This window comes from Mangrovimonas sp. DI 80 (assembly GCF_001975575.1).
GTDB lineage: Bacteria > Bacteroidota > Bacteroidia > Flavobacteriales > Flavobacteriaceae > Mangrovimonas_A > Mangrovimonas_A xylaniphaga.
The window spans coordinates 99170-125191 of record NZ_MSDT01000005.1 but is presented as its reverse complement, the minus strand read 5'-3'; the positions used below and the strand labels follow the sequence as shown (position 1 = coordinate 125191).

Genomic DNA, 26022 nt, shown 5'->3' with positions numbered 1-26022 from the left:
TTAAAAAGTGGCTTTTCTATTTTATAGTTTTTCTAATTACTGTTCCATTGCAGCGGCAACAGCAGCAGAAAGTCTTTTATAAGTTCCATTCTCCAAACGCTCACGGATTGATGAGAAAGCCTCTAAAGTTTCTTGGATATCTTCCATGGTATGAGTAGCCGTTGGAATCATTCTTAAAAGAATCAACCCTTTTGGAATTACAGGATAAACTACGATAGAACAGAAAATTCCGTAGTTTTCACGTAAATCCTTAACTAAAGCCATAGCTTCCGGAATACTTCCTTTAAGGTAAACCGGGGTTACACAACTTTGTGTAGTTCCCAAATCGAAACCACGGTCCCTTAAACCAGATTGCAATGCGTTTACATTCTCCCAAAGCTTGTTCTTAAGCTCTGGCATAGTTTTCAACATATCCAAACGTTTCAAAGCTCCAACCACCAATTGCATTTGCAATGACTTGGCAAACATCTGAGAACGTAAGTTGTATTTTAAGTAATCTATGATTTCTTGATCTGCGGCAATAAAAGCTCCTGTACTGGCCAAGGACTTAGCAAACGTTGCAAAGTATACATCGATACCATCTTGAACTCCTTGCTCCTCACCTGCTCCAGCTCCAGTTTTTCCTAGAGTACCAAAACCGTGTGCATCATCCACCAAAAAGCGGAAGTTGAATTTTTCTTTAAGGGCTACAATTTCCTTCAATTTTCCTTGCTCTCCACGCATACCGAATACTCCTTCAGAGATTACAAGAATCCCTCCTCCGGTTTGCTCAGCCATTTTAGTAGCTCTTTCTAAGTTTTTCTCTAAACTTTCAATATCATTGTGCTTATAGGTAAAACGTTTCCCCATATGCAAACGAACACCGTCAATAATACAGGCGTGTGCATCTACATCATAAACGATGATATCATCTTTAGAAACCAAAGCATCAATGGTAGATACCATTCCTTGGTAACCAAAGTTTAAAAGGTAAGCAGCATCCTTATTTACAAAATCAGCCAACTCACTCTGCAATTTTTCATGCAAATCTGTGTGACCAGACATCATACGAGCACCCATTGGGTACGCTGAACCATAAGCGATACCAGCTTCGGCATCTACTTTACGAACTTCTGGGTGGTTAGCTAATCCTAAATAATCATTAATACTCCAAGTGATAACTTCCTTTCCTTGGAATTTCATCCTGTTGGAAATTTGTCCTTCCAATTTTGGAAATACAAAATAGCCTTCAGCCTGAGAGGCCCATTTTCCTAAAGGTCCCTTATCCTTGTATATTTTATCAAATAAATCTTTCATTAAAGCTAAAATTTGTCTAGTTATAGCGGCAAAATTAGTTAATTCTATCCGCTTTGCATAATTAATTTATAAACTTGTGTTCATAATTTTAATGCACAAAAAAACCTATCATCTAAACGGTTATATGATAGGCTTTCTTACTGAATTATGAATCTTATTTTACGTATTGAATCGCTTCGATTTCAGTTTTGCTATCAAAGAAACCTTGTTCTTCCATCCACTTATCACTGTATACTTTACTCATATAACGTGATCCATGGTCTGGGAAAATCACAACAACTTTATCGCCTTTTTTAAACTCACCTTCAGCACTTAATTGCTTAATGGCTTGCATGGCAGCACCACTGGTGTAGCCCACAAAAAGACCTTCAGTTCTTGATATTTCTCTAGCAGTATGGGCACTTTCCTCGTCTGTTACCTTGATAAATTTATCGATAACATCAAAGTCTGTAGCTGAAGGAATCAGGTTTTTTCCTAAACCTTCTATTCTGTATGGATAGATTTCCTTTTCGTCAAACTCTTTGGTTTCGTGGTACTTTTTCAATACCGACCCATAAGCGTCCACTCCTATCACCTTTACATTTGGATTTTGCTCTTTCAGGTACTTAGCGGTTCCTGAAATAGTTCCTCCTGTACCACTACAAGCAATCAAATGCGTGATTTGACCTTCGGTTTGTTCCCAAATTTCAGGACCCGTGCTATTGTAGTGAGAATCTGTATTTAATTGATTGAAATACTGGTTAATGTAGACAGAGCCTTTAATTTCTTCGTGTAAACGCTTAGCTACTTGATAGTACGAACGAGGATCATCTGCTTTCACATGGGCTGGGCAAACATAAACTTTTGCTCCCATTGATTTCAGCATGTCAATTTTATCTGCTGAAGATTTTGAGCTCACCGCAAGGATACATTCGTAGCCTTTGATAATACTCACCATTGCCACACTAAATCCAGTATTTCCAGAAGTAGTTTCGATAATGGTATCTCCCGGTGACAAAATTCCTTTTTTTTCTGCTTCTTCAATGATGTGCAGTGCAACTCTGTCTTTAGAGGAATGTCCTGGATTGAAAGCTTCTACTTTAGCATAGAAGTCACCATCGAAGTTTGAAGTCATCTTGTTTAATTTGATAAGTGGTGTTTTCCCTATGAGTTCCAACACATTATCAAATACTTGTAAGTTTTCTTTCATAAATGCTATTTATCAGTCACAAATTAAAAAAATGTCACCTAAAACCTCGCAAAAATAACGTTTTTTTTTTAACTAGTTATTAATATTCTCCAGGTCCAGCAAAAATGCGTACTCTTCGGCATCTTCCTTTAAGGCTTCAAAACGTCCTGAAGCCCCGCCATGACCTGCAGTCATATTGGTTTTAAGCAGTAATTTGTTACTGTCGGTTTTCAATAATCTTAGTTTAGCTACCCACTTAGCTGGTTCCCAATATTGCACTTGTGAATCGTGCAAACCAGTGGTCACCAAAATATTGGGGTAATCTTGGGCTTTGACATTGTCATAAGGTGAATAGGATTTCATGTAGTTGTAATAATCCACTTCATTCGGGTTCCCCCATTCGTCGTATTCTCCCGTAGTTAAAGGGATGCTGTCATCCAACATGGTGGTAACCACATCCACGAAAGGTACGGCGGCAATTACCCCTTTGTAAAGTTCAGGTGCCAAATTTATAACAGCTCCAATAAGCAAACCACCTGCACTGCCTCCCAAGGCATATAAATGCTCTTTAGAAGTATACTTCTCAGATATCAAATGCTTTGAGCAGGCAATAAAGTCTGTAAACGTGTTGGTTTTGGTCAATAATTTTCCATCCTCATACCATTGGCGTCCTAAATATTCACCACCACGAACATGTGAAATCACATAAATGAATCCACGATCCAACAAGCTTAAACGAATGGTTGAAAAATAAGGATCAATGGTTGAACCATAAGAACCATAGGCATATTGCAACAATGGATTACTGCCATCCTTTTTGATTCCTTTGCGATACACCATAGACATCGGAATTTTGGTGCCGTCATCAGCAGTGGCCCAAATACGCTCGGAAACATAATTTTCCTTGTCGAATTTACCACCCAAAACTTCCTGTTCTTTCTTTACCGTTTTTGTTTTGGTAACCATATTGAAATCTATGGTAGATGATGGCGTTGTCAATGAATTGTAGCCATATCTTAAAATATCGGTATCAAAATCTACGTTGGTTCCTGTATAAGCTGTATAGGTTTCGTTATCGAAAGGAAGGTAATAATCTTCTGTACCATCCCAACGGATAATTCTTATTTCATTCAATCCATTACTACGCTCACTAACTACCAAGAAATCCTTAAAAATGTCAATATCTTCAATCAACACATCCTCACGATGGCCTATGACTTCTTGCCAATTTTCAATTCCGGTAGCCGTTTCAGGGGTTTTCATCAACTTAAAGTTGGTTGCGTTATCTGAATTGGTTACCACATAAAAGTTATCACCATAATGCGAAATACTGTATTCCACTCCCCTAATACGTTCTTGGAACAATTTGAAACTTTCGTCAGGTGTATCGGCATTCAAAATATGGTATTCGTTCGTTAAAGTACTGTAACAAGCTATTACCAAATACTTTCTTGATTTGGATTTGTATACGGTCACCCCAAAGGTATCATCCGCTTCATGGAACACAAGCGTATCATTGGTTTCATCATTGCCTAACTTGTGTTTGTAAATCTTGTCAGATCTTAAGGTTTCTGTGTCCTTTTTAGTATAGAACAATGTAATATTATCATTGGCCCAAGAAGCAGAACCTGTGGTGTTTTCAATACTATCCGGCAATATTTCATTGGTTACCAAATTTTTCACTTTCAAGGTGTAATTCCTACGTCCAACAGTATCCAACCCAAAGGATATAAGTGTATTATCTGGACTCACATTTAGTCCCACCAATCGAAAATAATCATGACCTTGTGCCATTTCATTACAATCAAAAAGCAGTTCATCCTCAGCTTCTAGAGTTTCCTTTTTTCTTATGTAAATAGGGTAATCTTTTCCTGTTTCGTATTTTACAATGTACCAATAACCATTGTATTTATAAGGTACAGATTGATCGTCTTCCTTGATTCTAGACTTCATCTCCTCAAACAAATGCTCTTGAAATTCCTTGGTATGAGCCGTCAGTTCATCACAATAGGCATTTTCGGCATTCAAATAATCAAGAACCTCCTGATCCTCACGTTGATTCAACCAAAAATAGTCGTCTAATCTAACATCGCCGTGAATCTTTAACTCTTTAGGAATACGTTTAGCAACAGGGGGCTGTACCTTTACTTGTGTCATTAAGTTTAATTTTTGAAGAGTGCAAAAATAGGGTTTTAATTACAATTTGGGTGTTAACTTAATATTAATGCTTTTTTTGGAGAGAATTGGTAATTTTGCAGGAAACCATAAAATTGAATATTATGTTTGGAGATATGATGGGCATGATGAACAAATTACAGGAAGCCCAAAAGAAAGTTGAAGCCACTAAAGAGCGCCTAAATACGGTATTAATTGACGAAGCCAGTAACGACAATAAATTGAAAGTTACCATCACCGCCAACAGAACCATAAAATCCATTTCCATTGACGATGAATTGCTTGAGGACAAGGAAATGTTGGAAGATTATTTACTGCTAACCCTTAACAAGGCCATCGAGCGCGCCACTACCGTTAACGAAACCGAAATTGCTGCTGTAGCTAAAGAAGGAATGCCAAACATTCCAGGAATGGACATGTTCAAATAAGTTAAAATTTCAAAGTTTTTAAACTCAATAAAAAATAGTCATGCATTTGCGATGTATAATCCAAATGTGTGACTATTCTTAGTTTTCCCCCTCCCATTCCAATAATATGGATGTTTTTTTCTTTTAGAGCATTAACAAAAACCTCCTCTTCAACGCCCGAATTCAACTCAAAAATTACAATGTTGGTTTCAATTGGCTCAATGCTTTTAATAACCGGAAGTTCCTTTAAAACTGCTCCAATTTCTTTGGCTTTGTCGTGATCTTCCTGAAGCCTTTCAATATGATGATCTAGAGCAAACAGTCCAGCTGCTGCCAAAAATCCCACTTGACGCATATTCCCACCAAAAAGTTTTCTGTAACGAATAGCGTGCTCCATGATATCCGCATCACCAACCAACACAGAACCTACTGGACAGCCTAAACCTTTACTCAAACACACCGAAATGGTATCGAACAGCCCACCGTATTGTTGGGTACTTTCCTCTTTTGCCACCAAAGCATTCCACAATCTGGCACCATCCAAATGGTATCCCAATTGATTCTCATTACAGACTTCCTTTATACGTTCCAATTCCTTAAAATCCCAACACGCACCACCGCCTTTATTGGTCGTGTTTTCAATTTCCACCAAGGAAGTATGACTGTAATAATATTGTGGAGGATTGATAGCTTCCTTAACCTGATTGGCCGTAAACATACCTCTGTAACCGTCAATTAATTTACAGGAAACACCACTATGAAACGAAGCTCCTCCAGCTTCATAATTATAGATATGGGCATATTTATCGCAAATTACCTGTTCACTTGGGTTGGTATGCAATTTTATGGCCACTTGATTGGCCATGCTTCCAGAAGGGAAAAACAAAGCACTTGACTTTCCGAACATACTGGCTATGCGTTCTTCCAATTCAAGGACCGTTGGGTCTTCCCTAAACACATCGTCACCCACTTTAGCAGCCATCATGGCCTCCATCATTTCTGGAGTTGGTTTTGTTACCGTATCACTTCTTAAATCTACTATCATATTAATCTAAAACATAATTACACATATTGGTTCCAATAGGTGATCCATCTGGAATTTTAGGGGCTTCTTCAAGCTCAAATTCCTTAAGTTCTTTATTGAATTCAGCTATCAATCTATTGTAATGCGAAGCATAGTTGTTTTTGCTTTGTTTTAGCTCTGCGGAAATATTTTCCAAAGCATTACTTGCGATGGCATTCACTTGAAAATAAGCTTTTTCGGTAACGGCCAAATTCATTACATATTTTAAAACATTCACATTCACCATTTGCTGAACTTCATCTAAATAAGCATTTTTATATGATTGATGAAACGACTTTTCAATCAATTCATTTAAAACGTCTTCCAGACCTATTTGATTTTTATCCAAACTCTTTTGCGTCACTAATCTATTGGCTCTTTCTGGATGTAATAACAATTTTAAAGTCATCTCACTTGAGGTGGACGCTGCGCTTAAAGGGTCGAAAGCTACGCCCGCCTTTCCTGAAAAGGATTCGCGCCCTCTGTTATATTGAAAAGCCCGTGGCGGAAATAATTCCAATTTATCCTTCGGAATTGCCAATTGTTCCGCAGATAGTGTTCCTAAAACAGCTTCCAAAGCCTCTTTTTGAACTTTGGCATCCACTATTTTTCCAGTTAATTGTCCATCGCCTTTGACCGCATAATTATAATCCAAACCACCCACTACTTTTGTGGCAGCCTCTGTTTGATATCGATGAAAGAAATACAGTGGCACAAATACATCTTCCAAAACCGAATAAGGCTCATAAGTCCTGATATTATCCACTGAAAAATTGGCTATGGCTTGCTCCCTAACCTTCATCACTCGATTTAATTCTTCAGAAGCACTTTCTCCGTTATCCCATAAATGGGCCAACAAATGGGCACCTCCCTGTGCTCTAGCATCAGAATCTGTAATAAAACGAAGTCCCTCCTTTTGGGCTTTATCCAAAATAGCATTTAAAGCTTTTCCTTCATTTGTTGAATTCGAAAATTCAGAATAACTATAGGCTACTGTAACCTTATCCCAGATTCCAATTCCCGTTGCATAGGCATTAGATAAATCAATATTCTTTCCTTGAAGCTCAATTAGCGGGTGCGGATAATCCATCACTGAAGCCCTGTCATTGGCACTAGCAGCAAAATTATGGGCAAAACCCAAGGTATGCCCAACTTCATGCGCGCTCAACTGCCTAATTCTTGCTAATGCCATTTCCAACATTGGTTGGTAATTATCATCACTCTTGACAAATGGCTGATTAAATAAAGCCTGCGCAATCATAAAATCCTGACGAATCCTTAAACTCCCCAAACTCACATGACCTTTGATGATTTCGCCTGTTCTAGGATCTATCACACTACTTCCGTAGCTCCATCCGCGAGTTGAACGGTGCACCCATTGAATCACATTATATCTGCAATCCATAGGATCTGCATCCTCAGGCAACATTTTTACTTGAAAAGCATTTTTAAAACCAACCTCTTCAAATGCTTCATTCCACCAACTTGCTCCTTCCAATAAAGCAGAACGCACGGGTTCTGGAGTACCAGGGTCCAAATAATAAATAATAGGTTCCTTGGCCTCACTTACCTTTTCATTTGGAAACTGCTTTTCCAATCGATGTCTAATGATGAAATGTTTTTTTATAGGCTCTTGAATTGGGGTAGCATAATCTAAATAGGAAATGGAAATCGCCCCACTTCTGGGATCAAAACCCCTTGGTTGATAGCCATCATCTGGCAACTCCACGAAGGAATGATGTTGAATCACACTCACTAAAGATGGCGTTGGTGTAACGGTTCTCAGTTTAGTTCCCGAAGGCTCTCCCGAAAAAGTCAACAAGGCCTCAAATTCTACATTTTCAGGAAATGCCTTTGTTCGCCCCAAAGACAAGGCACTCTTACTTAAATCTACCTTGTAGTTTCCCTCTTTAGAACGTTTCAGTGTATTGGCTACCTCGTGTCTGTCCTCCAATAAAAAAGGGGTCAAATCAATAATATACGCCCCATTACTCTCCTTTTCTATCTTAAAGCCATAAAGCACCGATTTTGCAAAAGCCTGCTCAATGCTTTTTTTCTCCAAGTCGTTGTCTGTATTGGCTCTATAGTCCAAATTATGTTGAACCAACAACAGTTTGTTTCCTGCTTTGGTAAAGCTTACAACACGGTTATCCCCTAGCTGCCCCCTATCCAAACCAATATCATTAGAACCAACTCCTGTGGCTAAGGAATTCACATACAGAAATTCAGTATCCAATTTATTTACTTCCAAATAAATCTTGTCCTGTGCTTCTTCATAGTAAAAATTAAAGAATCCCTTATAGGATTCTAATTGCTTCCCTTCCAGAACTTGTGAAAATACTGAAGATATGTAGAGAAAGGATAAAATTGCTAAAAGCTTGTTTTTCATAGAAAATAAATTAGTCTATAAAACTAATTATTTAAATGGCGTATTCAAATTATTACCAAAAATTGTGAAGTGTCTAAGATGGGCTTTTTTGAATTCCAACTCCTTTTTAGTATTTTATTAATTAATCACCAAATAATTACAAAAACCTCATTTTTATACATCTATTATTACATTTTTCAACCAACTTAAGTTAAAACTTATCTTTATTTTAGAGAAAATTAGCACAAATGAAATCGAAAATTACAAATCCATTATTTTCCTCGTACATCAAAAATGAAGGCCTTTTCGATGAAATATTTGATGACAACAAAAAAGTTCGTAAAACCTACAAGAAAATCTTTGAACTATATAGAGACCATTCCAATTCAGACTATGCTGCTTTGAATGAGAAGGCCAAAGCCGCCTTTTTCAATCAAGGAATTACCTTTCAGGTCTACAGGGATTCACAAACTCAGGAAAAGATTTTCCCTTTCGATTTATTTCCTAGAATCATCGAAGCCAAAGAATGGAAAACCATTGAAAAAGGAGCTTTGCAGCGCAGCAAAGCCTTGAATGCTTTCCTTTGGGATTTATACCACGACAAACAAATTATCAAAGCTGGAATAGTTCCTATGGAGCTTATCAGTTCCTCGGCCAACTACTTGAGACAAATGCAGGATTTGGATCCTCCAGGTGGTATTTATAACCATATTTCAGGAACCGATCTCATAAAACATTCCGATGGCAACTACTATGTTCTTGAAGACAATATCAGATGTCCTTCTGGGGTTAGCTACGTTATCTGTAACCGAAACGCTTTGAAGCGCGCTTTGTTTGGGGTGTTTAACCATTACCAAATCCATAATGTCACCAATTATGCCGAAAATTTATTGGAAATCATGGAATCGGTAAAACCACATGGCGTTGACATTCCAACCTGTGCGGTGATTACGCCCGGCATTTACAACTCGGCCTATTATGAGCATTCCTACTTAGCCAAAACCATGGGAATAGAATTGGTGGAAGGTCGTGATTTGTTTGTGGAAAATGATTTCGTCTATATGAAAACCATTACTGGTCCTAAAAAAGTAGATGTTATCTACCGCCGTATTGACGATGGCTTTATAGATCCTTTGGAATTTAGGCAAGACTCAGCCATTGGGGTACCAGGACTGTTTGCAGCCTACAAAAAAGGGAATGTCAGTTTGGTGAATGCTCCAGGAACAGGGGTTGCCGACGACAAAGCCATTTACACCTATATGCCAGAAATCATTAAGTTTTACCTTGGCGAAAAACCTGTTCTTAACAATGTTCACACCTACCACTGTAGTCGCCCAGACGATTTAAAGTATGTCTTGGAAAATGTAGACAAATTGGTGGTAAAACCGGTAGACGAAGCTGGTGGCTATGGTATTTCCATTGGAAACAAACTCACTAAAGAGGAAATTGAAAACGTAAAAAAAGTCGTTAAGGAAAACCCTAGAAAATACATCGCACAGCCCATCATGTCACTTTCTGTACATGCCACTTATATTGAAGATTCCAATTCCTTTGAGCAACGCCATATCGACCTAAGAACCTTTACGCTTTTGGGTAACAATAAGGAATTTGTACTTAAAGGCGGACTAACACGTGTTGCACTGCAGAAAGGAAATCTAATTGTGAATTCTTCGCAAGGAGGAGGCTCCAAGGATACCTGGGTTTTAAAAAAATAACACAATATGCTAGCAAGAGTAGCCAATAATCTTTTTTGGATGGGACGTTATATTGAACGTGCTGAACACACAGCCCGTTTTATGAACGTGAATTACTTTTCGTCGCTTGATGCACCGAATAAACTATCCCAGTCCCGAAAATTTGTACTACAATCCATAGCCACAATGGTTGGGGATGTTCCGAAAAAAGAAAAAGATCTCAGTGAGGAAGATATCATTTATAATGTAGGCTTAAACCCCAAAAAGCCCTATTCCATTTTTAATTGCATAAAATATGCACGGGAAAATGCCAATACTTCCAGAGATTCCATGTCCACAGAATTTTACGAATCCATTAATAAGTTTTACCACTATGTCAATGATTTCCCTAAGGAACTTTTAATTAAAAGTGGACTTCACGATTTTACTACACATGTTATAGAGCAGACCTCTATTTTAAGGGGAAGAATACGCAGCACCTTATTACACGACGAAATTTATGCCTTGGTGCTCTTAGGAATCAACATTGAACGCGCCACACAAATCATCCGCATCATCAAAACCAAACATGAGGACGCCCAAAAGGCCTTGGGAGGTTATTCTAAGCCTATTGAAAACAGTTTTGAATGGACCACGCTTTTAAAGTGTTGCGAATCTTACGATATGAACAGACGGTTTTATAAAAAAACGCCTAATCAAAACACTACGCTGGAATTTTTGTTACTCAACCCAAATTGCCCCAGGTCTGTGATGAATTCCTTGAATCAAATACAAAACCATATGGCAACCATAGATTCCTTAAAGGAACGAGACAAAGCATCGGCAGCGTTTCTTGTTGGAAAAATGCGAGCAGAATACGAATTTAAAACCGTGGAAGAAATTGAAACAGATGTTTCCAAATTTATAGATTACACTTTGCAGGATTTAGCGAACATCTGCACAAAATTAGATTATGAATACTTCAACTATTAACTTTTTTTAACTCAAACTGTTCCTCTCAATAGGTTATTTTTGCATCCCTATTTTATTGAAGACATGGCATTTGACTACACTATTAAATATAAGTCCAATAACACCTACGAAAACCCAGTTTTTGAGGCATATTGGCAATTTATGATCATTCCTGAAAACAATGTTTCCCAAAAGTTGGTGTTCAGTGATTTTAAAACTTCCGTTAATGCCCGAATCGAAAAATCCATCAACGGTTACAACTTTCAAACGGCTAGGATTCATTGCAAGCAACCTTTTGGAGATATTCAGTTTGAAGCGGAATTTAAATTGACCAAAGAGGAAATTAATCCGTTTCAATTTACTTCCAATTTGGAGCCTTCACAAGAATTTGAAGCTATCAATAGTTTAAACTTCAAAATTGAACACGAAAGTTACCTTACCCCCACAGAGCTTACCAAACTTCCATCTAAACATCTTGACCTCTATAAATTTGATCCGTCAATTTCAATTTTGGATAATCTTGTTGCCCTCAACAAATGGACTTACCTATATATCTATTTTAAAGCTGGTGTGACCCATATTGGTTCTTTATTGGATGAAATCATTGAACACCGTCATGGAGTTTGCCAAGATTTTTCGCATCTGTTTATTGCCATTGCACGTCAAAACAACATTCCTGCCAGATATGTTTCGGGCTACCTACATCAAGGAGATGGCTTTTTTGGAGATTCACAAATGCATGCTTGGGTAGAAGCTTATATTCCTGAAGTGGGATGGGTTGGTTTTGATCCTGCCAACGATATTTTGGCCGATCACAACCACATAAAGGTTTCGCATGGAAAAGATTACAACGATTGTTCCCCAATTAAAGGTGTCATTTATTCTACAGGAAAAAATGAAACCCAACATTCCGTAGAAGTCACCTACGAACAATAAAAGCCACCAAAGGTTTAGTCATTTCAAAAATGTGTGTTATTTTTGAAAAAAAATTAATCTTTATGACTACATCCGATCAAATAAAAGATCTTGTAGAACGCCTGGGAGCGTTGAGGAGGTATCTTTGACATTGATGCCAAACTAATCGAAATTTCTAACGAAGAAGAAAAAACATTCGACCCTAATTTTTGGAACGACTCTAAGCAAGCCGAACTGATCATGAAATCCCTCCGGGAGAAGAAAAAATGGGTTGAAGACTACAACACTTCAAAAACACTGGTTGAAGATTTAGAAGTCCTTTACGAATTCTATAAAGCCGATGATGTTTCTGCTGAAGAAGTAGACGCGCAATATGCTAGCGCTTTAGAGCTTATTGAACGCTTGGAATTCAAAAACATGTTGTCTGATGAAGGTGACAGTTTAAGTGCTGTATTGCAAATTACTGCCGGTGCTGGAGGGACAGAATCCTGCGATTGGGCAAGCATGCTTATGCGTATGTATTTGATGTATGCCGAAAAAAACGGATTCAAAGTAAAGGAACTGAACTTTCAGGAAGGTGACGTAGCCGGTATTAAGACAGTAACCTTGGAAATTGAAGGCGATTTTGCCTTTGGTTGGCTAAAAGGTGAAAACGGTGTACACCGATTGGTGCGTATCTCTCCTTTCGATAGTAATGCCAAAAGACACACCAGTTTCGTATCGGTGTATGTGTATCCTTTAGTGGACGATACTATTGAAATTGAGATCAACCCTGCCGATATTGAAATTACAACCGCAAGATCCAGTGGTGCGGGAGGACAAAATGTAAACAAGGTGGAAACCAAAGTACAACTTGTTCACAAACCTACTGGGATTCAGATTTCCTGTTCCGAAACACGTTCGCAACACGACAACCGTGCCAGAGCCTTACAAATGTTGAAGTCGCAGTTATATGAAATTGAGCTTCAAAAACAGATGGAACAACGCGAAGACATTGAAGCCGGTAAAATGAAAATTGAGTGGGGAAGCCAAATTAGAAACTACGTAATGCATCCATATAAATTGGTGAAAGATGTCCGTACGGCTCATGAAACAGGTAATGTAGATGCCGTTATGGATGGCGATATCGAACCATTTTTAAAAGCATATTTAATGATGATGGGACAACAGGAAGCTCCCGAAAATTTATAAACAACATGATTGAGATTTATCACAACCCAAGATGTAGCAAATCCCGAGAAGGCATTGAAATCCTAGAAACTTACGGAGCGCCATTTAAGGTGATTAAATATCTTGAAGACACTCCTGACAAAACACAAGTGGCCAACTTGGTGAAACTCTTGGGGATTTCACCTATTGAATTGGTTAGAAAAAATGAAGCTATCTGGAAAACGGAATTTAAAGGGAAAGACCTTAGCGATGACGACATCATTACGGCTATGGCAAACAACCCAAAACTTATTGAACGTCCAATAGTTATTAAAGGAAACAAGGCCGTTGTTGGAAGGCCTGCTTCCAAAATCCTTACCATTCTATAGCCCTTTCCTTAGGGTTTCTTTAACATAACTTTAACCTATGCTGGCTAAACCTTAAGCTATTTTTGCGGTCAAACACGTAAAAATAGAGGTTTATGCATAGGTTAATTTTGTTTTTTATACTCTTCACTTTAGGAACAACTGCAGTAGTTTCCCAAACTAGCGACAGCCAAAAAAGGGAAATGGAACGCTACAAAGAAAAACTAGAAGAGGAAAAAGAAAATTTCATTCAAGAATTAGTAGATAGTTTGGAAGTGGACGACTTCCAAAAACACATTATCAAACAAAAACTCTACTCCTATTTTGATGCCAAGCAAGAGCTTTATGAGGCTCGTTTGGAAAGTTATGTTCTACAAGAACAACTTGCCGAACTTGACAGAACCCACTTTGCAGATTTAAAAGACATTTGTTCGGAAGAAACCATCCAGAAAGTTCAAGACGCTGTCCAACATCCACAAGAGCAAATTAAGAAGAATAAAAAAAACAAACGAAAGAGAAAAAAAGCTGACAACTAGAAATGAAGTATTTATTAACGACCCTTATTGCTTTAATTTGCTTAAACAACAGTATTTACGCCCAAAAACACAAGGAAATTGTAGTTACAGGAAAGGTTATGGACGCCGATGTGAACCTTCCATTGGAATATGCCACGGTTTCCTTTTTTAATACAAAAGAAAACAAAATAACCACTGGAGGAGTTACCGATACGGAAGGTAATTTTTCCATAAAAGTGCCCACAGGAACTTATAACATTTCTATTGAATATATTTCATACAAGAAAAAAACACTAGAAAATAGAACTTTAGACCACAACACTAATTTAGGAACCATCAACCTTTCATTGGACGTGGAATCCTTAAATGAAGTGGAAGTAATTGCCGAACGTACTTCTGTGGAAATCAAACTGGATAAAAAAATCTATAATATAGGAAAAGACATCACCACGGCTGGTGGTACGGTCAGCGACGCTTTAAATAATGTGCCCTCCGTTTCTGTAGATACCGAAGGAGCTATTAGTCTGCGTGGTAACGAGAACGTGCGTATTTTAATCAACGGAAAACCTTCTGCAATGGCAGGTTTTGGAGACTCGAATATTTTAAGTCAGTTGCCGGCTGAAGCCATTGAACGCGTAGAAGTAATCACCTCTCCTTCTGCGCGCTACGATGCCGAAGGTACTGCTGGGATTTTGAACATCATCTTACGTCAAAAAGAGACCCTTGGTTTCAATGGTTCCGTGAACTTTAACCTTGGTACACCTGATAATGTTGGGTTAACTGCCAACCTTAATTATAGAACCGAAAAGTTCAATTTGTTCTCAAATATTGGGTGGCGTTATTTTGATGCGCCTGGATATTTCTTCAGAGATGTGAACTATTTTGACAAGGAAGAAGATGGTGTGATTGAGGAGCCTGAATTCCGTCGTATTCGTGAAAAGCAAGAAATGGAGCGCTTAAACAGGAACTATAACGGAAACATTGGGATTGAATATTTCCTAACGGAAAACTCTTCGCTTACTGGTAGTGTATTCTATAGATACGGGGAAGATGCCGATCTTTCCACAAACAATAGCCAGCGCTACGATAATGATGGTACAGAGGTTGAAAAAACGCTTCGTCGTGAAAAACAAACTGAAGATGACAACAATTACCAATTCTCTTTGAATTACATCAACCATTTCAATAAAGAAGGACATCAAATTACGGCCGATTTTCAATACGAAAACGATCATGAAAACCAATACACTTTTATTAAGGAAGACTATGTTTTTACAAATGAAGATGATCCAGAACTTATAGTACCTGAACAAATCTTTTCAATAGAAGATAAAAATGAATTCCTTATCCAAACAGATTATGTATTACCATTAGGAAAAGATGGTCGTTTTGAAGCTGGTTATCGAGGGAATTTTAATAATGCGGTTACAGATTATATACTTGAACAGGATAATGATTATAATGGTATATATGAGTTAAACGATACCTATTCCAATATTTTTGAATACACACAAAATGTTAATGCTGTGTATTCGCAATACGGAAACAAGTTTGGAAAGTTTTCGTTCCTTTTTGGATTGCGTTTGGAACAGACACAAATAAAGGGAAAAATTGATTCCAGATTATCTGAAGAAGATTTGAACACTGCCTTTGGATTTCCCATCCAAACCAACTTTAAGAAGGACTATTTAGGATTGTTCCCAACGGTGAATGTGATTTACAACCTTTCAGGAAACTCATCAGATTCAGAAGAGAACATTTCTTTTGGATACAACCGAAGAATCAACAGACCTAGAAGCTGGTTTATCAACCCCTTCCCTACCAGATCTAGTAGTGCCAATGTATTTCAAGGTAATCCTAACCTAGAACCAGCCTTTGCGAGTGCCTTTGATTTGGGCTATTTAAAACGTTGGGATAAATTGACCTTTACGGCTTCGGTATATTATCAACATGAAACCAATTCGTTTCAACGAGTTCAAGAAATTGCAAATCAAGAGAATAATCAAAGCATACAAGTAATCAGAACCATTCCAATAAACCTTTCTACAAATACAAGAACTGGTGGAGAATTTGGAATCCTATACAATCCAAAACAATGGTTGCGATTAAATACAAGCTTTAACTTTTTCCAGTTTAATACAGATGGAGACTTTAATGGTGTAGACTATAGTGCCAAGAACAACAGCTGGTTTGCAAGATTTAGCTCTAAAGTTACTCTACCTTACAAAATAGATTGGCAAACCAACGCCCATTATAGAGGTGCTGTGCAGGATGCACAAAGTGATACCGATGGGATTTTCTCTATGGATTTGGCCTTTAGTAAAGAGATTATTAAAGACAATGCCACTATTTCGTTAAACGTAAGAGACGTATTTAATTCTCGTAAACGAACTTCGTTAACAACAACCGAGTTCTTTACAAGATACAGTGAGAGCCAATGGCGTCAGCGCTCTATAAACTTATCGTTTATATACCGTTTCAACCAACAAAAGCAACGTCAAAGACGTGAAAACAATGGTGGTGACGACATGGATTTTGAAGGATAACTTCAAAATCACTACAAAAAGAAAAGGAAGCCATTTGGCTTCCTTTTTTTATATTGTAAAAAAACAATCGAATATTAACTGTTAATACGACTTGCCTTTTTTTCTTCTCTCATTTCTTTAAGACGTTCCATTAAAGCTCCTCCAATCCAATAAGGAATTACAAACGTCAATAAAAATATCATTAACCAGAATCCAATAGTCAATATGGTTAAAAATGCTAAAAATCCTAAATACTGATCAAACTCAAACATGTGGTGTCTTTTTTATAACTTCCGCAAAGATAACACAAAGTGTTTTGTTTTACAATAAGAGAATGAATTTTATTAACATAATATTAGGAATGTCCATATGAGGGCAAAAACACAAGAAAACAAACAGCTTTTAAAGTATTATATGTAAATAACTTACACATGTTTTGCTTTGTTTCAAATACAAAAATGTATTCAAATACCATTCTTGATAACATTTAGCTTTCAGATAATTCCTTTACCTTTTTTAACGCTTTCGGAAATGTCTCATTGAAATAACCATCAAAACCAGGCACCGTATCCAACTTGACTTCCAACAAAGTGTTTCCTTCATTTTCAGTCAATGTATAAATCTCTTTGGAACCTGCCCAAGATTTTGTTTGTTCATCAAGTGGTTGCTCTTTACCATCCTTGAACATTCCCAAGTGTTGAAAAGCCATTAATTCATTAGTAACCATTTTATCTATTTTACTATACATCCCCTCACCTTTTCCATCCAGAAACAAAATCTTGCCTCCTTCTTTCCAATCGGTTTCAAAATGGGAACCTTCCGTAAATACACTTGTCCAGTTTCTGTAATTCTCATCTTCCCAAAGGGCCTTCCAAACTTTTTCTTTTGGCGCTTCAATAGTAGTAGAAAACGCAATTGTCTGTAACATAATTTAAATTATTAAGCATTTTTATTAAAACTCACCATCCACATCACACCAAATTGGTCTATCACCATTCCAAAATAGTCGCCCCAAAATACATCGGCCATCGGCATAGTAATTTGACCGTTTTCCGAAAGGCCGTTAAACAATTTATCCGCTGCTTCTTTGGTTTCCGCTGAAATTGAAATATTAATGTTCTGTCCAAAACTCACCTCTCCATAAGCAGGATGGTTGTCACTTCCCATCAATATGTGATGTTTCCCAATAGGGAGAGAAACATGCATGATCTTGTCTTGATACGCTTCGGGAATTCCCGGTCCGCTTTCCCCTGGAGGAATTTCGTTAAACCTTCCCAAATACACAAACTCCCCTCCAAAAACCGATTTGTAAAAGTTAAATGCCTCTTCGCAATTACCGTTGAAGGTCAAATAAGGATTTATAGCTGCCATAATTTCAAAACTATTTCACCTTAATTAAGGTTTGGGTGTGGTGTGATACGTAAATAGGGCTTCACTTCGGTATAACCCTTTGGGAACAATTTGGCGATTTCTTCTGTAGTTACCGAGGGTGAGATTACACAATCATCGCCTGCTTGCCAATTAGCTGGCGTTGCCAATTTATGATAAGCCGTAAGCTGCAAAGAATCTATCACGCGTAATAGTTCATCAAAATTTCTACCTGTAGACGCTGGATATGTAATAATCAATTTTACTTTTTTATCCGGATCAATCACAAACACCGATCTTACCGTAAACTTTTCACTGGCATTAGGGTGTATCATTTCATAAAGCTCTGACACTTTCCTATCTTCGTCTGCGATGATTGGAAAATTCACAGTTGTATTCTGTGTTTCGTTAATATCGTCAATCCATCCCTTGTGGGATTCCAGTCCATCTACGCTCAAAGCTACCACTTTAACGTTGCGTTTGTCAAATTCCTTCTTGTACTTAGCCACGGTCCCTAATTCGGTGGTACACACTGGTGTATAATCGGCTGGGTGGGAAAATAAAATCCCCCAACTATCCCCCAGCCATTCATGAAAATTGATATCTCCTTCGGATGATTGCGCCGTAAAGTTGGGCGCTTCATCTCCTAATCGTAATGCTGCCATAATAATTGTTTTTTGATTCCTCTTTAAAGGTAGCAATAAAGCTTCTGAAAACGAAACAGTTAACACAAACATCACTTTTTATTTATCTTAATTTCAACATCTTAAAATACCTGTCAACTACCTTTTTCATACCCAAACTTTCACCATAAATACAAGGAATTTTTATCTCAAACACTATTCAAATTTGATATAGAAAACCACTGTCAATAATTGCTGATTCGTTATTAATTCACCTTCAAATAACTTAAATTTGTGTTTTTAAATAAAAATCCTAATCATCATGAATTATAGAATAGAAAAAGACACCATGGGTGAGGTACAAGTGCCTGCAGACAAACTATGGGGTGCACAAACCGAGCGTTCAAGAAACAACTTTAAAATTGGAGCACCTGCTTCGATGCCATTGGAAATCGTTTATGGATTTGCCTACTTGAAAAAAGCGGCGGCTTATACCAACTGTGACCTTGAGGTACTTTCTGAAGAAAAAAGGGACTTAATTGCTCAAGTATGTGATGAAATTCTAGAAGGAAAACATGATGACCAATTTCCGTTGGTAATCTGGCAAACTGGTTCTGGAACCCAAAGTAACATGAACGTTAATGAGGTTATTGCCAATAGAGCCCACCAAATTGCAGGAAAAGTGATTGGAGAGGGAGAAAAAACCATTCAACCTAACGATGACGTAAACAAGTCACAATCTTCCAACGATACGTTCCCAACGGGAATGCATATTGCTATCTACAAGAAAATTGTAGAAAACACCATTCACGGAGTAATCAAATTACGTAACACACTTCACGAAAAATCATTGGCCTTTAAAGATGTGGTAAAAATTGGTAGAACCCACCTTATGGATGCCACTCCCCTTACTTTAGGTCAAGAGTTTTCTGGTTATGTATCGCAATTGGATCACGGCTTACGTGCTTTAGAAAACACCTTACCTCACTTAGCTGAATTGGCTCTTGGAGGAACCGCTGTTGGTACTGGTCTTAACACACCTAAAGGTTATTCTGAATTGGTTGCTGAATACATTGCAAAATTCACTAACCAGCCTTTCGTGTCTGCCCACAACAAATTTGAAGCTTTGGCGGCTCACGATGCCTTGGTAGAAACCCACGGAGCATTAAAACAATTGGCTGTTTCCTTGAATAAAATTGCCAACGATATTAGAATGATGGCTTCTGGACCACGTTCAGGAATTGGAGAAATCATCATCCCAGCAAACGAACCTGGAAGTTCTATCATGCCAGGAAAAGTAAATCCAACCCAATGTGAAGCTTTAACTATGGTTTGTGCCCAAGTAATGGGTAATGACGTTGCTGTAACTGTTGGAGGTACACAAGGACACTATGAGTTGAACGTATTTAAACCAATGATGGCTGCCAACGTATTGCACTCTGCACAACTTTTGGGTGATGCCTGTGTAAGCTTTGAAGAGCACTGTGCTTCTGGTATTGAACCAAACCACGCCGTTATCAAGCAATTACTGAACAACTCCTTGATGTTGGTAACTGCTTTGAACACCAAAATTGGTTATTATAAAGCTGCTGAAATTGCCAATACTGCCCATAAAAATGGTACTACTTTAAAAGAAGAAGCCATCAATTTAGGGTATGTAACCGCAGAAGACTACGATGCTTGGGTGAAACCAGAAGATATGATTGGAAGTATCAAATAATTGGAAGTATCAAATAATTGGCTCCAATATTCAAAAACTGATAAATATCATAATATCAGATGAAAACGCCGACAATTGATGTCGGCGCTTTTTTTTTAACAAAAAATTGAAGAAATTTGAAAAAAATACTACGTTTTGTCAATACTTATCAAAAACATTAAGGAATTGGTACAGGTTCGAGAAACCAATGTAACCATTGTAAAAGGTAAGGATATGAAAGTCTTACCAACCCTAAAAAACGCCTATTTACTTATTGAACATGACACTATTGTGGAGTTTGGCCCCATGGAAGATTGTGAAGACATCTACGCCGAAGAGGTTATTGATGCTACGGGCAAAACAGTGCTCCCTTCTTGGTGCGACTCACATACCCACATTGTGTATGCAGGCAACCGTTCCAAAGAATTTGTAGACCGCATCAATGGGCTTAGCTATGAAGAAATAGCTAGCCGTGGTGGCGGCATTTTAAATTCTGCTGAAAAACTACAAAACACAAGCGAAGAGGAACTTTACAAGCAATCTTTGGAGCGTTTGAACAAGGTTATCAAACTTGGAACAGGTGCAGTTGAAATAAAATCTGGTTATGGATTGACAGTTCCTGCCGAACTCAAAATGTTACGTGTCATCAGACGTTTAAAGAAGGAATCCCTAGCCTTTATCAAACCCACTCTTTTGGCGGCTCATGCAGTCCCAACAGAATATAAAAATGACAAGCAAGGCTTTGTGGATTTGGTTGTTGATGAAATGATTCCGAAAGCTGCTGAAGATCGATTGGCTGATTATATAGATGTGTTTTGCGAACAAGGATATTTTTCCTTGGAAGATACAGAACGCATCCTTAAAGCAGGAATAGAACATGACCTCATTCCCAAAATTCATGTGAATCAATTTAATGCCTTTGGAGGCGTTGAATTAGGCGTAAAATACAATGCGTTGTCCGTAGACCATTTGGAGGAAATGGTCCCCGAAGATATCGAAGCCCTCAAAGACAGTAATACCATGCCGGTGGCGCTGCCTTCCTGCTCTTATTTCTTAAGCATTCCTTATACACCTGCCAGACAAATTATTGATGCTGGATTACCTTTGGCCTTGGCATCCGATTATAACCCTGGTTCTACGCCAAGTGGCAATATGAACTTTGTAGTAAGTACTGCTTGTATTAAAATGAAAATGACTCCAGAGGAAGCGATTAATGCAGCAACTATTAACGGAGCCTACGCTATGGGAATTAGTAATATGTACGGTAGTATTTGTAGAGGTAAAAAAGCAAATGTTATTATTACGAAACCTATTTCAGGCTACGAATACCTACCTTATGCCTTTGGAGATAATTTGATAGATCAAGTCATCATTAATGGCCAACTTCTGAAATAATCATATTAAAAAAGCCGAAAGTTTAACTTTCGGCTTTTTGCTATCAATCAATCAAAATCTGTGGTTTACTGAAGTGTAAACTCTGTAGTAGATATTAATTCTTTTTCATTGAAAACGTTTACTACATAACGTCCTTCTTCAAAGTTCTCATCTGCTGGAGCAACAAACTCACAAATATTCAAACTTCTGTTCTCGTAGTTAAACTTGCTTATCAAACTATAGTTTAACACTTTATCTTCAAATTGAATTTGCTCATTGGCACCCAATACATTGTCATGTGGATCCAAAACCTGAACATACAATTCTTTGTCGCCCGCTCCTACCAAAGTGTTTTTGGCAACGGTAAAACAAACTCTAATTTTATCACTTCTACGAGCTCTTTCAGTAGGAATCAATTTTCCTGAGCTTCTTTCAATAACTCCAAAACCCTTCAAACCTACTGTTTGTAAAGTAGAAGCATTAGCCATTACGGTTGCCAATTCTGTATTCTCAACTAAAAGAGAATCCGTAAACATGGTACGTTCTGCCAATTCTACTTGTGTACTGTCCAAAGACGCTGCCAAAAGCAATTTTTCAGCTTTCAATTGGTCGTTTTCAACCAAAAGTTGATCAAACTCTTCCTGAAGGGCTAAAAACTTCTTCTTGTATCTCCAAAGACTGTTTACACTGTTTTGAGAGATTTTTAATGAATCCATCAAGCCTTGGATACGCTCTCTAGCTTCTACCAAGTTCTCATTGGCTACTTGATTTTCATTAATAGCAATGTCATACTGCTTTGCCATGTTGGTTAAATCGGCCATCACCTGATCTTTTTCCTTGATTAGTGTAGCTTCAGTTTGCTTTTTGTCAGTGTACAGTTTAGAAGTATAAAATCCAGTCCCGATAAACAGAACCAATAAAATACCAATGGCTACCTTTAATCCCGTACTCTTACTGTTTGTATTCTCCATAATTGTTCTTTTTTTAGTGAGTGTAACGTTAATTCTTAATTGTTTTGTGAGTCGAAAGTAAATAAATAAAACTGTATTTTTACGTTTTTAAAACTAAAAATCCTACATGGATCAACTTATACTTTTTAAAGAGCAAGATTTAAAAAACCTAACTAAAAAAGGTTCAACCGATTCCAAGTTTGGGGCACAGGTCAAATTACTTTCGGGCCTCACAAATATATACGACGATATTGTTAATTTGGACGTTGACTATGTTCTTTTTGGTATTCCTGAAGATTTAGGAATCTTCGCCAACACCAGTAAAATAGGGACTTCCAAGACATGGGAAGTGGTTCTAAAAAATTTAACAAATAGAAACCGTAATACTATTACTACACCCGAAAAAGTACTCATTCTAGGGTCTTTAGACTTTAAAAAAATCCAAAAAAAACTACTTTCCTACGACCCAGATAGCAAAAAAGATATTGCTAAAGCGCGACGTAAAATGGAGTTGATAGATCAAAAAGTATCCTATGTTGTCCATCAAATCATCAAAGCTGGAAAAAAGCCCATAATTATCGGTGGCGGACAGAACAATGCCTACGGAATTCTTAAAGGAGCATCCCTTGCACTGAACACTAGATTGAATGCCATCAACTTATCTTCGCAAACTGGTTTTGTAAAAAAAGAAGGAAGACACAGCGGAAACGGTTTTAGTTACGCATACGCCGAAGGATTTCTAAAGAATTATTTTGTGCTTGGCATTCATGACGAAGCAACTGCTGAAACCACTCTAAGAACCTTGGATAAACTAAAAGCTGTTAAATATGGTAAGTTTGCAGCTTTACAGCAGAAATATGATAAGCAACTACGTCGTGCCACCAAACATATAACTGCAGCCTCATTTGGCTTGGATATAGATTACGGCATTGTCCATGACATTGAACCAACGCCTACCTCCATTCCTGTTGAAAAGGCTCAGGAGTTTATATCACATTTTAGTACCATGCCAGAGGTTTTGTATCTCCATATAAGCAACGCCGTTGTAAATTCTGAAACGAACAAAACGGTGGCATTCAACGTGGCCAACATGATTGTGGATTTTATAAATGGGAACTCGCGTTAATACAAATCAACGCATTTTAGTTTTGTACACTTTTTAATGAATCCAATTGACGCTCCAAATGTTCTATTTCTGCCTTATTAGGATCAACTTTTGGAATGACTTTTAAAGAATCTTCTACCTCTTCCCGTAGGACATCAATATTTTTCGATTGTTCTACATAGTACTCCCCTATCCCTTCACTGGAACGCCAAGCTTCATTCAGTTGGTCGTACACAGCCTTGTCCCAAGTACTAGGACGTTTTACGTCAATCCATACTACATCTCGATATTCACTATCCACCAAAGCTAAATCTGGAGTTGCCGCGCCATCAAAATTTTCAGAATCTTCTCGTACTGCAGAAATAGTCCCTAAGAAGAACATCCGTTTTTTACCCGCAATATTTTTAATATAAGGGCGAAACTCTACAGGTTTGTTCACACTCCAATCAAATTCCTTCCTAGATTCAATTACTTTTAAAGGCATGGCGGAAACCCCGGCATACCCTTGCTTTTTGGCTGCATGGTCGTAATAATACAAGGCATCGGTTCCGTCTGCAGGTATAAATACGCTAAACGTTAAACTGGTACGCTCATCGCCAACCGGCTCCAACCCAAACCAATGGTATAAACCACTATAAGCTCCTGTTTTCGTATCCGAAAAATCACAATCGGTTACGAAAGGTTGCTGATTTTGGTCATCAGGGAGATTTGGAATTTTTACCGCTGTTTTCATGTTCCATGGCAACGGATCTGAAAAACCACCCAAAAACTTTAAGGATTCAGCCTGGATTCGTGATACTTTTTCTGAAAGAATGTTTTGTCTCAAAAGAAAATCATGGCCTTGCATGTTATCTAGACTTACAAAGGTTCCCTTTCCAATAAAAATACGTTCTAAATAATCCTTGAAATCGTGCTCTCCGTTTTCAATAATCATCACACCACCAAAGGTTGGATAAGGAAAGAAAAATCCATTCCACTTTATAAGACTTACTACTTCCACCCATTTCCCTGAATCGTCTTTCATATAGAATACATCCCCCGGTTCGTAGTTCAACAACATCCACGGATTGAATTTCTGCACTACCGCATTGTAAGTGTTTCTACTGAATTTTAAAGACTCGCCTATGGAAAAGGTTACCGGAATTCTATTGTCACTTGAAAATCGAGGAAATGGTGTGGTACTGGAAACCGCGAAGACTTCTTCAGTATTATCATTGATACGTTGCCACACATATTTTTCGGTTGGCTGAATAGCCATGGTCCATTTGTTTTCGCCATCTACCCTAACCAAATGTGGCAACGACACATCCTTGGTTTCGCCAACACTTTCGTTGGCCATGGAGAAAATATTCTGAAGCGGTTGGATACGCTCATTTTGGGTAAGCGGTAAATCGTCTATCTCTACTCTATTTAAATGGTTAAAAACGTTATACGTTTTCATATAATCGTACATTTTGAAATGCCAGCCCAAGACATATAGAAATCCAAAAAACACTAATAAGATTCCTAAAATTAGAATCCGTTTTCCTGTATGGGCTTGATTACGGAATTTATACAACCCAAAGGCCAATACAATTCCCGACAACAAAATGAAAAAGATATATTTTCTAATGAACAACAGCGCTGGTTGGTAATCGTCTCTTAAAATGAATAGTGCAAGCAATATCACGATTCCCAAAATGACAGTGATTTGCTTTTGGCGCTTTCCTTTGTTCCAGTAATTTTTAATCATGGTAGATGTTAGTTCAATTTATAATAGCCCCTTGTCCTTTAAGCGCTCACGAGCACTTTTTTGTTCCTTATCGGTTGGAGTTTCTTTAGGTAATTCCTCTTTTGGAATTTCTTTATCCAAGTTTTTTTGCTTAAAATCGTGTATAAAATCCTTCCCTTTTTCAAAAGTTTCCTGAACTATCCCCTCTAGAGATTCACTTTGCTCATCAATCACCTCATTCGACTTGAATATCAATTGTGCCAAATACGTACCTAAAATAGTCCCTACGATCATAGAGGCAAACAGTGAAATGGCTGCTAGGTCAATGGGTAATAAAAATTGAGCAATGACTATAGCGATCAAGAACAAAAATGTAATAGATACCAACCGGATTAAAAACGACTGCTGATAGACAAAACCCGTTTTGTCTTCAGGCTTCATCTGCAGTTTTTTGGAATTGATTATTTTGTTAAAAGTACGATACATTCCATTTCCGTTGGACTCTCGCCAATAGATAAGAAGTCCAAACAGAATTGAAGCAATAAATACAATGAGTTCGAGTGTCATGACAATGCTTTAAAGGTTATGATACTTACTAAAT

At 37.7% G+C, this 26022-nt stretch carries 23 protein-coding genes; 11 read left to right on the top strand and 12 right to left on the bottom strand.

Annotated elements, in window-relative coordinates; all coding sequences use genetic code 11:
- Nucleotides 1-36: 36 nt before the first annotated feature.
- From BKM32_RS10255 to BKM32_RS10245, 3 genes are all read right to left on the bottom strand, one after another.
- Nucleotides 37-1296, bottom strand: a complete 1260-nt coding sequence (locus BKM32_RS10255; protein ID WP_076663719.1) for an aminotransferase class I/II-fold pyridoxal phosphate-dependent enzyme — start codon at nt 1294-1296, stop codon at nt 37-39.
- 154 nt (nt 1297-1450) lie between these two features.
- Nucleotides 1451-2485 carry a PLP-dependent cysteine synthase family protein gene (locus tag BKM32_RS10250; protein WP_076663718.1) on the bottom strand — a complete coding sequence of 345 codons (1035 nt, stop codon included), beginning with the start codon at nt 2483-2485 and terminating at the stop codon, nt 1451-1453.
- Nucleotides 2486-2557: 72 nt separating this feature from the next.
- Nucleotides 2558-4621, bottom strand: a complete 2064-nt coding sequence (locus tag BKM32_RS10245) for a S9 family peptidase (RefSeq protein WP_076663717.1) — start codon at nt 4619-4621, stop codon at nt 2558-2560.
- A gap of 122 nt (nt 4622-4743) precedes the next feature.
- On the opposite strand from BKM32_RS10245, the gene BKM32_RS10240 reads away from it, so the two are divergent.
- On the top strand, nt 4744-5067 hold the full coding sequence (locus BKM32_RS10240; RefSeq protein ID WP_053992475.1) for a YbaB/EbfC family nucleoid-associated protein: 324 nt from the start codon (nt 4744-4746) through the stop codon (nt 5065-5067).
- 1 nt (nt 5068) lies between these two features.
- On the opposite strand, the gene BKM32_RS10235 is transcribed toward BKM32_RS10240, so the two are convergent.
- Together BKM32_RS10235 and BKM32_RS10230 are read right to left on the bottom strand one after the other, a co-directional pair.
- Nucleotides 5069-6091 carry a low specificity L-threonine aldolase gene (locus tag BKM32_RS10235; protein ID WP_076663716.1) on the bottom strand — a complete coding sequence of 341 codons (1023 nt, stop codon included), beginning with the start codon at nt 6089-6091 and terminating at the stop codon, nt 5069-5071.
- Between the two features lies 1 nt (nt 6092).
- A complete protein-coding gene (locus BKM32_RS10230; protein WP_076663715.1) occupies nt 6093-8498 on the bottom strand; it encodes a zinc-dependent metalloprotease in 2406 nt (801 codons plus the stop codon).
- Between the two features lie 227 nt (nt 8499-8725).
- Here BKM32_RS10230 and BKM32_RS10225 point away from each other — a divergent pair, with 227 nt between their 5' ends.
- From BKM32_RS10225 to BKM32_RS10195, 7 genes are all read left to right on the top strand, one after another.
- Nucleotides 8726-10192 (top strand): circularly permuted type 2 ATP-grasp protein, encoded by a 1467-nt coding sequence (locus tag BKM32_RS10225; protein WP_076663714.1) that lies wholly within the window; start codon nt 8726-8728, stop codon nt 10190-10192.
- Nucleotides 10193-10198: 6 nt separating this feature from the next.
- Entirely contained in the window at nt 10199-11143 is a 945-nt protein-coding gene (locus BKM32_RS10220; RefSeq protein WP_076663713.1) for an alpha-E domain-containing protein, read from the top strand.
- A gap of 39 nt (nt 11144-11182) precedes the next feature.
- Nucleotides 11183-12058 carry a transglutaminase family protein gene (locus BKM32_RS10215; RefSeq protein ID WP_253187449.1) on the top strand — a complete coding sequence of 292 codons (876 nt, stop codon included), beginning with the start codon at nt 11183-11185 and terminating at the stop codon, nt 12056-12058.
- Nucleotides 12059-12120: 62 nt separating this feature from the next.
- A protein-coding gene (gene prfB, locus BKM32_RS10210) for a peptide chain release factor 2 (RefSeq protein ID WP_123812102.1) occupies nt 12121-13228 on the top strand; the annotation gives its coding sequence in 2 pieces (ribosomal slippage) (nt 12121-12183 and nt 12185-13228; 1107 coding nt in all).
- Nucleotides 13229-13233: 5 nt separating this feature from the next.
- Nucleotides 13234-13575 (top strand): arsenate reductase (glutaredoxin), encoded by a 342-nt coding sequence (arsC, locus tag BKM32_RS10205; RefSeq protein ID WP_076663711.1) that lies wholly within the window; start codon nt 13234-13236, stop codon nt 13573-13575.
- Between the two features lie 92 nt (nt 13576-13667).
- Nucleotides 13668-14087, top strand: coding sequence for a hypothetical protein (locus BKM32_RS10200; protein ID WP_076663710.1), 420 nt, complete (start codon nt 13668-13670; stop codon nt 14085-14087).
- Nucleotides 14088-14089: 2 nt separating this feature from the next.
- Nucleotides 14090-16612, top strand: a complete 2523-nt coding sequence (locus tag BKM32_RS10195; RefSeq protein ID WP_076663709.1) for a TonB-dependent receptor domain-containing protein — start codon at nt 14090-14092, stop codon at nt 16610-16612.
- A gap of 74 nt (nt 16613-16686) precedes the next feature.
- Here the strand turns inward: BKM32_RS10195 and BKM32_RS16480 are convergent, their stop codons facing one another.
- The 4 genes from BKM32_RS16480 to BKM32_RS10180 all read right to left on the bottom strand — a co-directional run bounded on the left by BKM32_RS16480 (nt 16687) and on the right by BKM32_RS10180 (nt 18624).
- A complete protein-coding gene (locus BKM32_RS16480) occupies nt 16687-16863 on the bottom strand; it encodes a hypothetical protein (RefSeq protein WP_168155232.1) in 177 nt (58 codons plus the stop codon).
- A gap of 215 nt (nt 16864-17078) precedes the next feature.
- Nucleotides 17079-17519 carry an SRPBCC domain-containing protein gene (locus BKM32_RS10190; RefSeq protein ID WP_076663708.1) on the bottom strand — a complete coding sequence of 147 codons (441 nt, stop codon included), beginning with the start codon at nt 17517-17519 and terminating at the stop codon, nt 17079-17081.
- Nucleotides 17520-17530: 11 nt separating this feature from the next.
- The gene (locus BKM32_RS10185; protein ID WP_076663707.1) at nt 17531-17962 is read right to left on the bottom strand and encodes a VOC family protein; all 432 of its coding nucleotides are present in this window, start codon (nt 17960-17962) and stop codon (nt 17531-17533) included.
- 20 nt (nt 17963-17982) lie between these two features.
- Nucleotides 17983-18624, bottom strand: a complete 642-nt coding sequence (locus BKM32_RS10180) for a peroxiredoxin (RefSeq protein ID WP_076663991.1) — start codon at nt 18622-18624, stop codon at nt 17983-17985.
- A 280-nt stretch (nt 18625-18904) separates the two neighbouring features.
- Here BKM32_RS10180 and fumC point away from each other — a divergent pair, with 280 nt between their 5' ends.
- On the top strand, nt 18905-20302 hold the full coding sequence (fumC, locus tag BKM32_RS10175) for a class II fumarate hydratase (protein WP_076663706.1): 1398 nt from the start codon (nt 18905-18907) through the stop codon (nt 20300-20302).
- Nucleotides 20303-20437: 135 nt separating this feature from the next.
- Nucleotides 20438-21676, top strand: coding sequence for an imidazolonepropionase (gene hutI / locus BKM32_RS10170; RefSeq protein ID WP_076663705.1), 1239 nt, complete (start codon nt 20438-20440; stop codon nt 21674-21676).
- A 65-nt stretch (nt 21677-21741) separates the two neighbouring features.
- Here hutI and BKM32_RS10165 read toward each other — a convergent pair whose 3' ends face one another.
- Nucleotides 21742-22626 carry a hypothetical protein gene (locus BKM32_RS10165; RefSeq protein ID WP_053977973.1) on the bottom strand — a complete coding sequence of 295 codons (885 nt, stop codon included), beginning with the start codon at nt 22624-22626 and terminating at the stop codon, nt 21742-21744.
- A gap of 106 nt (nt 22627-22732) precedes the next feature.
- On the opposite strand from BKM32_RS10165, the gene BKM32_RS10160 reads away from it, so the two are divergent.
- The gene (locus BKM32_RS10160; protein ID WP_076663704.1) at nt 22733-23731 is read left to right on the top strand and encodes an arginase family protein; all 999 of its coding nucleotides are present in this window, start codon (nt 22733-22735) and stop codon (nt 23729-23731) included.
- 16 nt (nt 23732-23747) lie between these two features.
- On the opposite strand, the gene BKM32_RS10155 is transcribed toward BKM32_RS10160, so the two are convergent.
- Both BKM32_RS10155 and BKM32_RS10150 read right to left on the bottom strand, forming a co-directional pair.
- Entirely contained in the window at nt 23748-25442 is a 1695-nt protein-coding gene (locus BKM32_RS10155) for a hypothetical protein (protein ID WP_076663703.1), read from the bottom strand.
- An 18-nt stretch (nt 25443-25460) separates the two neighbouring features.
- Complete coding sequence (locus BKM32_RS10150) at nt 25461-25988, bottom strand: magnesium transporter (protein ID WP_076663702.1); 528 nt, start codon at nt 25986-25988, stop codon at nt 25461-25463.
- Nucleotides 25989-26022: the final 34 nt, after the last annotated feature.